This window comes from Halorubrum sp. SD690R, from assembly GCF_005435035.1.
Classification (GTDB): domain Archaea; phylum Halobacteriota; class Halobacteria; order Halobacteriales; family Haloferacaceae; genus Halorubrum; species Halorubrum ezzemoulense.
On record NZ_SGTV01000017.1, the window covers coordinates 33,345 to 46,632 of the forward strand.

At 69.3% G+C, this 13,288-nt stretch carries 11 protein-coding genes; 4 read left to right on the forward strand and 7 right to left on the reverse strand.

The annotated features are described in order from the left end of the window. Positions 1–18 precede the first annotated feature (18 nt). The 5 genes from purF to EXE41_RS11620 all read right to left on the reverse strand — a co-directional run bounded on the left by purF (position 19) and on the right by EXE41_RS11620 (position 7,618). Positions 19–1,518: an amidophosphoribosyltransferase gene (purF, locus tag EXE41_RS11600; protein WP_137691100.1), complete on the reverse strand. Its 1,500-nt coding sequence runs from the start codon at positions 1,516–1,518 to the stop codon at positions 19–21. A 115-nt stretch (positions 1,519–1,633) separates the two neighbouring features. Beyond that, on the reverse strand, positions 1,634–2,026 hold the full coding sequence (locus EXE41_RS11605; RefSeq protein ID WP_094552583.1) for a DUF5820 family protein: 393 nt from the start codon (positions 2,024–2,026) through the stop codon (positions 1,634–1,636). A 75-nt stretch (positions 2,027–2,101) separates the two neighbouring features. Then, the gene (rqcH, locus tag EXE41_RS11610; RefSeq protein WP_137691101.1) at positions 2,102–4,288 is read right to left on the reverse strand and encodes a ribosome rescue protein RqcH; all 2,187 of its coding nucleotides are present in this window, start codon (positions 4,286–4,288) and stop codon (positions 2,102–2,104) included. Between the two features lie 74 nt (positions 4,289–4,362). After that, positions 4,363–5,691, reverse strand: coding sequence for a S8 family serine peptidase (locus tag EXE41_RS11615; protein WP_086215559.1), 1,329 nt, complete (start codon positions 5,689–5,691; stop codon positions 4,363–4,365). Positions 5,692–5,887: 196 nt separating this feature from the next. Further along, a complete protein-coding gene (locus EXE41_RS11620; protein WP_137691102.1) occupies positions 5,888–7,618 on the reverse strand; it encodes a tRNA uridine(34) 5-carboxymethylaminomethyl modification radical SAM/GNAT enzyme Elp3 in 1,731 nt (576 codons plus the stop codon). A 126-nt stretch (positions 7,619–7,744) separates the two neighbouring features. Between EXE41_RS11620 and thiC the strand changes: the two genes are divergently transcribed. From thiC to EXE41_RS11640, 4 genes are all read left to right on the forward strand, one after another. Beyond that, entirely contained in the window at positions 7,745–9,181 is a 1,437-nt protein-coding gene (thiC, locus tag EXE41_RS11625) for a phosphomethylpyrimidine synthase ThiC (protein WP_137691112.1), read from the forward strand. Between the two features lie 105 nt (positions 9,182–9,286). Beyond that, complete coding sequence (locus tag EXE41_RS11630) at positions 9,287–10,801, forward strand: DUF790 family protein (protein ID WP_089307546.1); 1,515 nt, start codon at positions 9,287–9,289, stop codon at positions 10,799–10,801. An 84-nt stretch (positions 10,802–10,885) separates the two neighbouring features. Continuing rightward, positions 10,886–11,419: a DoxX family protein gene (locus tag EXE41_RS11635; protein WP_049929340.1), complete on the forward strand. Its 534-nt coding sequence runs from the start codon at positions 10,886–10,888 to the stop codon at positions 11,417–11,419. A gap of 14 nt (positions 11,420–11,433) precedes the next feature. Then, positions 11,434–11,691, forward strand: a complete 258-nt coding sequence (locus EXE41_RS11640; RefSeq protein ID WP_241987238.1) for a hypothetical protein — start codon at positions 11,434–11,436, stop codon at positions 11,689–11,691. A 77-nt stretch (positions 11,692–11,768) separates the two neighbouring features. Here EXE41_RS11640 and EXE41_RS11645 read toward each other — a convergent pair whose 3' ends face one another. Continuing rightward, the gene (locus EXE41_RS11645; protein ID WP_086215556.1) at positions 11,769–12,320 is read right to left on the reverse strand and encodes a hypothetical protein; all 552 of its coding nucleotides are present in this window, start codon (positions 12,318–12,320) and stop codon (positions 11,769–11,771) included. Beyond that, positions 12,317–13,279 carry an RsmB/NOP family class I SAM-dependent RNA methyltransferase gene (locus EXE41_RS11650; protein WP_049929337.1) on the reverse strand — a complete coding sequence of 321 codons (963 nt, stop codon included), beginning with the start codon at positions 13,277–13,279 and terminating at the stop codon, positions 12,317–12,319. Before EXE41_RS11650 ends, EXE41_RS11645 begins: the two co-directional genes overlap by 4 nt. Between the last annotated feature and the right edge of the window lie 9 nt (positions 13,280–13,288).

The window sequence follows — 13,288 nt, forward strand, 5'->3', positions numbered from 1 at the left end:
GGCGCCGAGTCGGAAGGGTCAGTCGTCCGCCGGCGCCGGGTCCGACACCGGCGCGTCGACATCGCGGTCGGTCGCCTCGCCCTCGACATCGAAGGGGTACTCGCCGGTGACGCAGCCGAGACAGAGGTCCGCGCGGCTCTCGCCGAGCGCCTCCGCGACCGCGTCGATGGAGAGGTACGAGAGCGAGTCGGCGCCCACCTCCTCGCGGATCTCCTCGGTCGAGGCGTCGGCGGCGATGAGTTCGTCGCGCGTGGCCATGTCGATGCCGAAGTAGCAGGGGGCGAGGATCGGCGGCGCGCCGATCCGGAGGTGGACCTCCTCGGCGCCGGCCTCGCGGACCAGCTCGACGAGCTGCGTCGATGTCGTCCCGCGGACGATGGAGTCGTCGATGATGGTGACCGACTTCCCCTCCACGGTCGACCGGATCGGGTTCAGCTTCAGCCGGACGGCGCGCTCGCGCTCGTCCTGCGTCGGCATGATGAACGTCCGGCCCACGTACCGGTTCTTCATCAGCCCCTCGGCGAACTCCACGCCGCCGTCGTCCGCCGGCCGCGGCTCGCCGGCGGCCGTGGTCTCGCCCGCCGCGTCCGCGTAGCCGGAGGCGAAGGCGCGCCCGGAGTCGGGGACGGGCATCACCACGTCGGACTCGACGCCGGACTCCTCCCAGAGCTTCCGGCCGAGCTTCCGGCGCACCTCGTACACGAGGCTCTCGTCGATGACGGAGTCGGGGCGCGCGAAGTAGACGTGTTCGAAGAAACAGTGGGCGGTCGCGTCGCGCTCGACCAACTGATACGTGTCGTAGCCGGTGCCGTCGGGGTCGAGGACGACGAGCTCGCCGGGTCGGACGTCGCGGATCAGCTCCCCGTCGAGCGTGTCGATGGCGGCCGACTCGCTGGCGAGGACGTAGCCGCCGTCGATCTTCCCGAGACACAGCGGGCGGTTGCCAAGCGGGTCGCGGACGCCCAGCACGGTGTCGTCGTGGGTGATCGCCAGCGAGTAGGAGCCGTGGATGCGGTTCATCGTGTGTTTGACCGCCCGCACGAGGTCCTCTTCGAGGAGGTTCCGCGCGAGGTCGTGGGCGATCACCTCGGTGTCGCCGTCGGAGGTGAACGCGTGGCCCGCGGCCGCAAGCTCCTCGCGCACTTCGTCGGCGTTGACGAGGTTCCCGTTGTGGGAGAGCCCGAGCGAGCCGGACTTGAACGACACCGAGAAGGGCTGCGCGCAGCTCTTGTCAAGGCTCCCGGCGGTCGGGTAGCGGACGTGGCCGATGCCCGTGCCGCCCGACAGCGACGCGAGGTCCCCCTCCTCGAAGGCGTCGCCGACGAGGCCGCGCTCGACGTGGCTGTGCTGCTGGAACCCGTCGTGCGTGACGATGCCGGCCGACTCCTGGCCGCGGTGTTGGAGCGCGTACAGCGCGTAGTACAGCGGTCGCGCGGCCTCCCGGTCCTCGAGCGAGACGCCGACGACGCCGCACTTCTCTCGCGGTTCGTCGCCGCCGTAGTCCCCACCGGCGTTCATGTACGCGAGGGTGAGGCGGGCGGCGATAAAAATCCTCGTGTTCGTGGCGTATCGCTCCGCTAATCGTGCGATGATATACGCGATCGTGGATAAAGCTCGGCTCGCCGGCGCGTCGTTACGCCCCCTCTTCAGCACCGACGAACTCGTCGAGGCGCGCGAAGTACGCCTCGCGGGGCACCTGATACGCGTCCCGGTAATCGATCTCGCCCGCGACGAACCGTTCCGCGACATCGACCGCGCCGGCCGCACCCGCCTCGCGGCTCTCGTGCGTCTCCGCGACCGCCTCGATTTCGGGCTCCAAGAAGAGGACGACGTGCCACTCGTCAGTCGCGTACTGGCCCGAGCCGGGCCGCGCGTTGCGGGAGCCGTTCGTCAGGTAGATCGTCGGGAGACACTCGTCCGGGAGGTCGCCGCTCCCGAAGACGTCGGGGCGGTAGACGAGGATCGCCCGGCCGCTGGGCTCCTCGTTCCACACCCGCCACCCCTCCGGCAGCGATTCGAAGGTCATAGCCTCGCCTCGGTCGCGGAGGCTTGAAAACGTCGCGCTCGGGGAGAAGAATCGTTCCGCGGTCGATGGGGGGCCTCAGTCGACGATGTCCGACCCGCCCGGCGGGAGGAACTCCTGTAGCTGGTCCGCGCTCGCGACCTTCCGCACGAACGACTGGTCCGCGAACCGCTCTTTCAGATTCCGGTACGCCATCATCGCGGCGTCGTTCTGCGCGTACATCCCCGGTTCGAAGGTGAGGTGCGCGGCCGCGCGGTCGACGACGGCCGACGGCGGGCCGCCGATGGCGCGGGTGACCGGCTCGCACTGGACGCCGACGGCGATCCGGCAGGGGACGTCCTCGAAGTACGTCCGGTCGCCGCGGATCACGAAGCTCCCCTTCTCGATGTACTCGCCGCTCTCGGGGGTCTTCGACACTTGGTCGGGGTCGACCATGTACGCGTCGCCCGCGCCGCGGCCGTCCTTCCAGTCAGACGAGTAGGAGACGGCGAACTGCGCGGCCTCCCGCAGGGTCTCCTCCGAGAAGTCGACCGGATCGGCCGACTCCGACGGACCTGAGGCCTTGAGGATCGTCACCGGCCCCCCGTGCGCCTGCGTGTGGAAGAACCGATCGTGTTTACCCATGTACTTCTTCACCAACTCCTCGTTCTGGTCGGCGTTGCGCCCGCCGATGACGAGGTAGCCGGTCGAGGTGCGGAACCAGCGGAACCGCTCGAACCAGTCGTCCGGGCTGCGGATCGGGATCGAAGAGCGGGAGAGCCAGTCGGTCTCGTACGCCTCGTCGTCGTCCTCGTCGTCGCCCTCTTCCTCGCCGCCGTCGTCGGCCGCCTGCCGTTCCTCCCACTCCGCCTTCCGTTCCTTGACCGCCTCCAGCTCCTCGCGGGTGGCCTCGATCGCCGCCATCGCCCCCTCCTTCTTCTCCTCGACACGTTTCGCCTCCCGGTAGAGGCGGTCGGCGTTGACCTCGACGCCCTCGCTCGCGTCGACCTCGACGCGGACGGGGTCGCCGTCATCGTCCTCGAGTTCCACCGTTACCGTCCCCTCGCCGCCGTCGACGTCGACGACGGCCTCCGCGGCCGGAATCCCCCGCTCCGCGCCGGCGTCGAGCGTCTCCGCGATCTCGTCCCACGGCACCTCGTTCTCGCGGGCCTCCCGCACCGTCGAGATCACCTCGTCGACGAGGTCGTAGTTCGCGTACAGCAGCTCCGCGCGCTCGCGCTCCGCCTGCGCCTGTTCCTCGAACCCCTCGATCGCGCCGCGCTGCTGTTCGATGATCCGCTCCTGTTTGGCGATCTCCTCCTCGAAGTCCGGGCGGGAGGCGCTCGCGTCGGCGGGGGCTTCGCCGTCGCCGGTCTCCTCGCTCCCCAGCCGGTGGAAGTACTCGTCGACGGCGGCGTTGAAGGAGTCGAACCCCACGCTCGGCAGGTCCTCGTGCTCCGCGAGCGGGAAGGGGGTCACGTCGACCACGCGGGGGTCGGCGTCATCGGCGCCGCCGTCGCTCCCGTCGCCGTCGATCGATTCCTCGTACACTCGGGGGTCGATGTCGCCCGAGCGGAGCCGTTCGTCGATCCGGGAGAGGGCGTCGTGGAGCGCCCCGAGTTGGTCGTCCGTCGCCTCCTCGATGGGCGTCTCCTTCGGCACGCCGGCGCGGGTGCACACCTCCTCGGCGTAGAGGCCGCCGAGGTTCAACTGCGTGGCGAGGGTGCGCACCACGTCGCTGTCCGACTCGCGCATGTGCCGGTCGAACCCGCCGCGGCTCACGTCGAGGGGGTTGAGCCGCGAGGCGGGGTACTCGTACTGCGAGCCGGGCGCCACCGTCCGGGACTTCAGCCGGACCGTCGACAGCGCCCCGATCACCTCGCCCGTCTCGTCGAGCGCGGCGACGTTGCCCTGCCCGAACAGCTCGGCGACGAGCGTCGTGTTCTGGTCCTCGCGCTCAAACTCGAAGGTGAGGATTCGGTCGAACTCGTACTGCTCGACGCCCGCGAAGTCCGCGCCGGACAGCCGGTTCCGGAGCATCTTCGCGAAGTTCGGCGGGCGGCCCGGCGCGTCCGCGACGTGATCGGGGTCGGCGGCGTGCGCGCGTTTGATGTCTCCGACCTCGATCATGAGCTCGACGCGGCCGCAGTCGAAGTCGCGCAGCTTCAGCCGGAGCAGGTCGTCGTCGTAGAGGTACGCCTTGTCGACCTTCGCGCCCTCGTACCGATTGAGCTCGGTGACGAGGGCCGCGAGGTCGATGCTCGATAGCTCCCGCTTCTGGTCCATACGTGATAGAGACCGCCGGGGCGGAAAAAGGCGTGTCGTTGTGGGATTCAGCGCGACGGTCGGCTCCCCGCGCGTCAGTTACCGTTGCCTTTCCCCTTGCCGCTGCCGAGGCGCTCGACGGTGTTGAGCGCGTTGATGATCCCGGCACCGAACTCCGAGTCGCTCTTGCCGTTCGCCCCCTCGGCGCCCTTCTGGATCGCCTGCTCGATCCGGCTCGCATTCGCGTTCGGTTCGAGTTCGCGGACGAGTGCAGCGAGGCCGGCGACCTGCGGGGCTGCCATGGAAGTGCCGGCCTTGTACCCGTACGATCCCTGTTCGACGGGGATTGTCGACAGCACGAGGTTCGTCGGGAATGGCCACTCGACGGCGTCGGGGTCTTCGACCAGCGTCTTCTCCAGCGTTTCGTACCCACCGCCCGGCGCGGCGATGTCGATGTCGCTCGTGCCGAAGTTCGAGTAGAAGGAGAGCGTGTCCGCGGGCGAGGTCGCACTAACGGTGAACGCCGCCGGGACGCTGTTCGGCAGGGTGAAGCCGCTCCCCTGAAGGCTCCCCGAGTCGTTGCCGGCGCTCCCCGTGATCACGGTCCCGCGCCGGACCGCGCTCTGGAACACGGTCTGGACCTCCGCCTTGAGCTTGTTCAGCTCCGATCCCGGCTGCTGAACGCCCGGGATTCCGAGGCTGAAGTTCGCCGCGTCGGCGCCGATCTCTGCCGCGTAGTCGATGCCAGCGAGGATATCACCGAACGTCGCGCCGCCCTCTGCGGGGAACACGCGAACCGGGATCAGCTCCGTGTCCGGGGCAGTACCGACGACGCCGGATTCGCCCGTGGCGCCGACGGTTCCGGCGACGTGCGTGCCGTGAGATCCAGAGTCGTCGGGCCCGATCTCCGGCACGTCGTCGTCGGCGACGAAGGCTTGGCCGAGCTCCTCGTTGACGTTTCCGAGGTCCGGGTGGTTCAGGTCAATCCCGGTGTCGACGATCGCGACGCGCGTTCCCTCCCCGGTCGCGTACTCGTGGGCCTCGAAGACGTCGGTGATCTCCTTGTCCCACTGGAGGTCGGACAGCGCGGCGCCCTCGCTCGGCGGGGTCTCGTCGGCCGCCTCGGTGTTGACTTCCGGCTCGTCGAGTTCGAGCTTCAGGTCCGGATTCGCCGCCTTGACGCCCTTGACCGACTCGATGTCGGCGGCTGCGTCGCTCGGACCGACCGCGACCAGCACGTCACCGTCGGCGAGCTCGTGACGGACCTCGAACCCCGCGTCCGTGACGGCGTCGGCGACGCCGTTCCCGTTCGCACCGACGATATACTGCGTCTGTCCGTCCGCGGCCGACGCAGTTCCTGTGATCGTCGCCGTCGCGGCGAGCCCGGCAACCCCCTTCACGAAAGTTCGTCGTTCGAAATTCATGTGAGTAGTCCTCGTGTGACGAGGTACCGATATTGTATCCTGATAGAGTATAAATATTCATCAATGAATGACTCTGTACTAATCTAAATCCAAGTAAACAGAAAGGCGGTGGTCGCCAGAAACGTCAGTCGACAACGGTACGCGACGGGGGAGCGACTCCCGACGGAAGCAGGCGTGGGTCCGGTCGGCCGAGGGCCTACAGCCGCTTCGACACGTACGGCCCGTCCTGCCGGTAACCGAGCTTGTTGCGGTAGTACTCGCGGGCGCCGATGCCGGAGATGACCGCGACCTTGTCGTAGCCCGCGTCGCGAGAGAGCTCCTCGGCGCGTTCGAGCAGCTTCGTCCCGTACCCCTTATGCTGCCAGTCACCGTCGCCGCCGATGCCGACCTCGGTGCCGTACACGTGGAGCTCGCGGACCAGCGCGGCGTCTTCGAGCTCCGGCCGGATCGGGTCGCTCTCGGTTCCCGGCGCGCCCGGCTGGTCGGGGGCGAACGAGGGGAACCGAAGCCGACAGAAGCCGACGAGCAGGTCGCGCACGGGGTCCTCGAAGGCGATGAAGTGTTCCGTGCCGCCGCCGGCCTCGTAGGTGGTGACCGAGAGTTCCACGTCGTCCGGGTCCGGGTCGGCGTCGTTGTGGCCGACTTCGCGGGCGCGGATGTCGCGCTGGATGATTCCCTTCTCCTCGGCGCGCTGGGCGGCGAGCTGTCGGAGGTTCGACTTCTGGACGCCCGCGTCGATGAAGTCGGCCGGGATGTCGCGCTGGACGCGCTGGAGCCGCGTGTACTTCGGGATCAGGTCCATCACGTCGGCGACGAGGTCGGCCGCCTCCTCGCTCGTGAGCGGGTCGAAGTCGTCGCGCCGCCACCGGTCGTACACCCGCGTCCCCTCGACGACGAGCGTGGGGTAGATCTTCAGGTAGTCGGGGCGCCAGTCGGGGTTCTCGAACAGCTGCCGGAAGTCCTCCAGACACATCTCGCGGGTCATCCCGGGCTGGCCCGGCATCATGTGGAAGCCGACTTTGAACGCGGCGTCGCGCAGGCGGCGGTTGGCGTTCCGGCTCGCCTCGTTGCCGTGGCCGCGGTGCATCTCGCGGTTGATCCGCTCGTAGGTGGTCTGGACGCCGACCTCGACCTTCGTGCCGCCGAGGTCGAGCATCCGGTCGATCTGCTCCGGGTCGCACCAGTCGGGCTTCGTCTCGAAGGTGGTGCCGATGTTGCGGATCGGATTCGTCTCGTTCTCGGCGATCACGTCTTCGAGGTACTCGAACTCGGTCTCCTCGAGCGCGGGCGCGAACGACTCGCCCTCCGCGGGCTCCGGCTCCTTGTCGAGGTCGTAGTCGTTCATCGCCTGGAGCGCGCGCTTGACGAACCACTCCTGGTAGTCGTGCGAGCGCGCGGTCATCGTCCCGCCCATGAGGATGAGCTCCACCTTGTCGACGGGGTGGCCGATCTTGCGGAGCTGTTCGAGCCGGAGCGTGACCTGCCCGTACGGGTCGTAGTCGTTCTGCTCGCCGCGGGCCGCCGCGGGCTCGTGGCCCGTGTACGACTGCGCGGAGGAGAACTCTGAGGCCGGGCCGCCCGGGCAGTAGAGGCACTTCCCGTGCGGGCACAGTTCGGGGGAAGTCATGATCGCCACGGGAGAGACCCCGGACGCGGTCCGGACGGGCTTGCGCTGGACCACCTCGATCACGTCGTCGCGGTGCTCCGTCGGTGCGTGGTCGAGGATCTCGGTGTTCTTCGGCACCTTGGGGGAGCCGAACTCCGAGCAGGCGTCGAGCTTGGCGCGTTCGAGGTCGTCGCGCTCGATCTCGCCGTCGAGGATCCTGTCGACGAGGTGTTCGCAGGTGCGGACGAACGCCTCGGAGTCGGTGGGGTCCCCGGAAGCGGCGTCGTCGGACTCGGCGTCGCCCGCCGCGTCGGTACTCATTACTCTCCGATCCGCGAGTTTCGGGGTTAAGCGTGTCGCACCCGGGCGCCGACTCGGTGCGCCGAGCCGTTTACCACAGAATATATTAGTTAATGGTATTACCAAGTGGTTATGCCAGCGACACAGATGGAGCGGGCGCGACGCGGCGAGGTCACCTCCGCGATCGAACGCGCGGCGGCGCGCGAGAACCGCGACCCGGAGTTCGTTCGCGAGGCGGTCGCCGAGGGGCGCGCGGTGATTCCGAACAACCACGCGCACGACGCGCTCGACCCGATGGTCATCGGCCGGGCGTTCGCCACGAAGGTCAACGCGAACATCGGGAACAGCGAGACGACGAGCGGCCGGGAGGAGGAGCTCGAAAAGCTCCACGCGGCGGTCCACTACGGCGCCGACACGGTGATGGACCTCTCGACGGGCGACGAGCTGGACGCGACCCGCGAGGCCAACGTCGCGCACTCGCCGGTGCCGGTCGGGACGGTCCCGATCTACGAGGCGGTCAAGCGGGCCGAGTCCGCCGAGGCGATCACCCGCGAGCACCTGCTCGACGTCATCGAGAAACAGGCGCGGCAGGGCGTCGACTACATGACGGTCCACGCGGGGATACTGATGGAACACCTCCCGCTGACCGACGGCCGGAAGACGGGGATCGTCTCGCGAGGGGGGTCGATCCTCGCGCAGTGGATGGAGGAGAACGGGTCGCAGAACCCGCTGTACGCGAATTTCGAGGCGATATGTGAGATATTCGCCGAACACGACGTGACGGTCTCGCTCGGGGACGGCCTCCGGCCGGGCTGTGTGGCCGACGCGAGCGACGAGGCGCAGTTCGCCGAGCTCGACACCCTCGGAGACCTCACGCGGACCGCGTGGGACCACGGCGTCCAGGTAATGGTGGAGGGCCCCGGCCACGTCCCGCTGGACGATATCGCGGAGAACGTCGAGCGGCAGCAGGCGGTGTGCGACGGAGCGCCGTTCTACGTCCTCGGCCCGCTGGTGACGGACGTGGCGCCGGGGTATGACCACATCACGAGCGCGATCGGCACGACCGAGGCCGCGCGGGCCGGCGCGGCCATGCTGTGCTATGTGACGCCGAAGGAGCACCTCGGACTGCCGGAGCCCGAGGACGTGCGGGACGGTCTCGCCGCGTATCGTATCGCGGCGCACGCGGCCGACGTGGCGAACGACCTCCCCGGCGCGCGCGACTGGGACGACGCGCTCTCTGAGGCGCGGTACGAGTTCGACTGGCGGCGCCAGTTCGACCTCGCGCTCGACCCCGAGCGCGCGCGGTCGTACCACGACCAGACGCTTCCGGGAGACAACTACAAGGAGGCCCGCTTCTGCTCGATGTGCGGCGCGGAGTTCTGCTCGATGCGGATCGATCAGGACGCCCGAGACGCGGACGGCGAGATGGCGTCGATAGCGGGATCGGAGGGGACGGACCTCGACGCGTCGCCGGCCGCGAACGTGAACCTCCCGCCGGTCGGGACCCACGACACGAGCCGCGTGCCGGAGCGGATCGAGGTCGAGGGAGTGACGTTCACCCCGGAGACCACGGACGACGACTGATGCGGGCGGAGGGGCCGATGCGGGCGAGCCGCGGCCACAAGCGCGCGTCGGCGCGGGAGAGTCGAACCCGGCCGGTTTTAGGCCGCCACGCCCGTAGCCGCCGCCGTGCTACGGAAGGACCTCCTGCGCGTCTCCCGGGCGGGCGGCGGCTACCGCCCGCAGTTCACCGGGCGGGAACATCGGCCGCTCGCGGCGCGCGTGCTCGGGGCGTTCGAGTCGCACGTCGGCGAGCGCCGCGGCGACCTCGACGACGCGCTGGCGGACTTGGAGGCCGACGCGGCCGCGCGGAACGGCGACTTCAAGCTCGTCCGCGGGCTGGCGGCGCTCGTCGAGCGCGAGTGCGAGTTCGAGACGCGCGCGGCCGTCCCGCCGCGTCGCGTCCGGCGGGCCGCGTTCGAGGCCGCGGAGGCGGTCGGCGTCGCGAGCGAGGCGGAGCGAGAGACCGCGGTCGACCGCGCGGCCGACGCGCTTGGGATCGACTCGAGGGACGTGTCGGCGTCGCTGTACGCCGACCGCGACGTGAATCGGGTACTCGTCGACGCCGACGTGCGCTGGGACCCCGACACGCTGCTGGAGCAGTACGACCTCTCTCTGGCCCAGACTACGCTGTTCGACGCCACCGAGGTCAGAGTGCGGTCGAACGACCCGAAGCGGCTCGTCTCGGCGGTGAAGCGCCTGCGGCTGATGTACGAACTGGAGCAGACTCCCGAGGGCCGGGAGCTCGTCGTCACCGGGCCTGACGCGCTGTTCTCGCGCACCCGACGGTACGGGACCGCCTTCGCGAGACTGCTCCGGACCGCCGCGGAGTCCGCCGAGTGGTCGCTGGAGGCGACGATCGACGACCGCGGCCGCGAGCGAACGATGCGGCTCTCGGACGGCGACGTCACCGTGCCCGACGTGGAGCCGGTGGCGGAGCCCGACTTCGACAGCGGGGTCGAAGCGGACTTCGCCGGTCGGTTCCGCGGGCTCGACCTCGACTGGACCCTCGTCCGCGAGCCGGAACCCCTCGAAACCGGCGCGAGCGTCATGATCCCGGACTTCGCGTTCGACTACGACCACGCCGACTTCCGGCTGTTCTTCGAGGTCATGGGTTTCTGGACCCCAGAGTACGTCGAGAAGAAGCTCGGCCAACTCGCTGACGTGGAGGACGTGGACCTGCTCGTCGCGGTCGACGAGAGCCTTGGCGTCGGCGAGGAGGTAGCCGCACGCGACCACCGCGTCGTCACCTACTCGGGCGCGGTCCGCGTGAAGGACGTGGTCGACGTGCTCCGCGAGTACGAGGCCGAGTTCGTCGCGGACGCCGCCGCCGCCCTCCCGGACGCCTTCGAACCGGCGGACGACGTGCTCCCCCTGCGGGACCTCGCCGACCGACACGGCGTGAGCGAGGCGGCGGTGGAGGGCGGGCCGTTCCCCGCCCACGAGCTCGTCGGCCGCACGCTGGTCAGACCGGCGGTGTTGGAGCGAATCGACGACGATATCGACGACGGGGCGGCGCTGTCCACGGTGGAGGCGACGCTGGACGAGTACGGCGTCGACGACGCGAGCGCAACCCTCTCGACGCTCGGCTACCGAGTTGAGTGGGAGGGGCTCGGCGGCGGAACGGTGAGACGGAAGGAGTAGTCCGCGGTTCGCGAATTACTCGTCGGTGACATTGGAGATGGGTTTATATATCCTAACCGAACATTTTCGCAACCGAGGTTACGCATGGTCACGAACATCCAAACGCAGCTGCTGGGCAGAGACGTATCGTTCCCGGTCGAGGAGTCGCGCTTCGCCTACTGGCTCGTCGTCTTGCGTCTGATCGTCGGGTGGTGGTTCCTCCACGCGGGACTCGACAAGTTCCTCGCGTGGCCGTTCGACGCGAGCTGGTTCGTCGGCGGCGCGGCGGCGCAGACGAGCCTCGGCCCGGTGGTCACGCTGTTCTCCGACGGGATCCTGTTGTCGTTCACGAACATCATGGTCCCCTTGGGACAGACGCTGATCGGGTTGGGGCTGATCGTCGGCGCGCTGACGCGGCTGGCGGCGTTCTTCGGCGCGTTCCTGATGACGTTCTTCTACTTCATCAACGGCGAGACCGGCGGCTGGGCCCACGGCGTGATCACCGGCGACCTGCTCGGGCTGCTGATCTTCGCGATGATCGCCACGCTCGGGGCCGGGCGCGTGCTCGGCGTCGACGCCTACCTCGCGAAGACGTCGTTCGTCAGGGACCACCCGCGGCTGCGGTACTTAATCGGCTAACGAGGTGACGACGCATGAGCCAACTCACTACCATGGAACGAGTCGGACTGTACGGCGGCGGCGCGCTCGTCCTGATCGGCACGGTCGGGATGGGGCTGCTTGAGATAGTCGCGGGGGCGCCGCACCCGGTGTCGGGAGAGGGACAGGTCGTCCACGAGACGCTGATAAGCCTCAGCGTCCGGTCGTACACCATCCTGCTGGGGCTGCTGCTACTGGCGGCGTACGGAATCACCAACCTCGCCACCAAACCGCCGGAGGACACGTCGATCTGACCCGCACGACCCGCTGGAGCGCCGTCGAACCGCGGCGCTCCGACGACTGACTTTTTACCGAACGCCGGGAGGGCCGCTCACTCCACGACCGGCAGGTCCGCCCGGCTCCCCTTCGGGACCACGGAGCGCAGCTCGTCGTAGAGGTACAGCCCAACCCCGATCGGGACCGACTCGCCCGCGACCTCGTGGGTCGCGATCAGGTAGCCCCAGTCGCCGTCCCACTCGGGGAGGTCTTGGTCGTCACCCGCCGCGAACCGGGACGCCTGCGCCGGGTCCAGTTCGATCGCGTTCTTGGTCGCGAGATGACCGAACCGCGAGACCGCCCGGCCGGTCGGCTTCCAGTGGTCCTGTCGCGTGCGCAGGAAGGTCATCCCGATCGCCTCGACCTCGCTGGGGTCGGTCGCCTCGCCGTTGAAGATCCAGATCTTCCCCGCGCCCTTCTCCCAGAAGGAGTACTCCGCGAACACCTCGGGGTCGATCCCGAACCGCTCCTCCCACCAGTCGAGGACCTCCGCGCGGCTCGCACGGCCCTCGACCTCGCGGTCCGCAGGGGTCGCGGGGAGCCGGTCGAACCGCTGGCCGTCGTTGGTGGGGGCGTCGCCCGCCTCTCCGCCGGTCTCGTCGCTCACGCGTCCACCACCCCGTCGGCGGCGGCCGCGCTATCGGTCTCATCGCCCGCCGCGCCGCCGACTCGAAGCTTCGCGCAGAAGAAGCCGCCCGTGTCGTTGCGGTGGGGGTAGATCCGCTGCGCGCGCGTCACCGACTCGTCGTACGTCTCCCCCTCCCACTCGGTCACGCCGGGGTCGGCGTCGAGCGGCAGGTCGAACTCGACCAGTTCGCAGTCCTCGTTCGCGAGGACGTGGTCGAGGACGGCCTCGTTCTCCTCGGGCGCGAACGTACACGTGGAGTAGACGACGACGCCGCCGGGGCGGGTCGCCTGGACGGCCCTCGCCAGGACGCCCTTCTGGATGCCGGCGACCGCGTGGACGTGGTCGAGCGTCCACTGGTCGAGGACGTCCGGGTTCTTCCGGCACGTACCCTCACAGGAGCAGGGCGCGTCGACCAACGCGCGGTCGAACTCGTCGAACGCCAGCGGCTTCGTCGAGAAGTTGCGGGCGTCCTGGTTCGTGACGATCGCGTTCGTGATCCCGAGGCGCTCGGCGTTGTGCCGGAGCGCGGAGAGGCGCCCGAGGTTGTTGTCGTTGGCGACGACGGTCCCCTCGTCGTCCATCGCGTCGGCGATCTGGGTGGTCTTGCTGCCGGGCGCCGCGCAGGCGTCCCAGACGCGCTCGCCGGGTCGCGGGTCGAGGGCGAGCGTCGGCAGCACGGACACCTCCTCCTGCCCGTGAGTCCAGCCGTGGACGTACGGCCAGTTGCCACCGGGGTTGCCGTCGGGGAGCCGGAAGAGGCCGTCGTGCCAGTCGACGGGCTCGTAAGCGACGCCCGACTCGTCGAACGCCTCGCGGACGCGGGCCGGCGTCGCCGCGATCCCGTTCGTGCGCACGACCGAGGGGAGGGGCCGGTCGCACGCCGCCCGGAACGCGTCGACGTCGTCGACGAGCGACTCGTATCGGTCGAGCGGATTCATGGCCCCCCT

Bases quoted from the DNA above. Each gene is read 5' to 3' on its own strand.
- EXE41_RS11615 (WP_086215559.1), bottom strand. From the start codon at position 5,691: ATGAATTTCGAACGACGAACTTTCGTGAAGGGGGTTGCCGGGCTCGCC.
- purF (WP_137691100.1), bottom strand. From the start codon at position 1,518: ATGAACGCCGGTGGGGACTACGGCGGCGACGAACCGCGAGAGAAGTGC.
- rqcH (WP_137691101.1), bottom strand. From the start codon at position 4,288: ATGGACCAGAAGCGGGAGCTATCGAGCATCGACCTCGCGGCCCTCGTC.
- EXE41_RS11605 (WP_094552583.1), bottom strand. From the start codon at position 2,026: ATGACCTTCGAATCGCTGCCGGAGGGGTGGCGGGTGTGGAACGAGGAG.
- EXE41_RS11650 (WP_049929337.1), bottom strand. From the start codon at position 13,279: ATGAATCCGCTCGACCGATACGAGTCGCTCGTCGACGACGTCGACGCG.
- thiC (WP_137691112.1), top strand. From the start codon at position 7,745: ATGGAGCGGGCGCGACGCGGCGAGGTCACCTCCGCGATCGAACGCGCG.
- EXE41_RS11620 (WP_137691102.1), bottom strand. From the start codon at position 7,618: ATGAGTACCGACGCGGCGGGCGACGCCGAGTCCGACGACGCCGCTTCC.
- EXE41_RS11640 (WP_241987238.1), top strand. From the start codon at position 11,434: ATGAGCCAACTCACTACCATGGAACGAGTCGGACTGTACGGCGGCGGC.
- EXE41_RS11635 (WP_049929340.1), top strand. From the start codon at position 10,886: ATGGTCACGAACATCCAAACGCAGCTGCTGGGCAGAGACGTATCGTTC.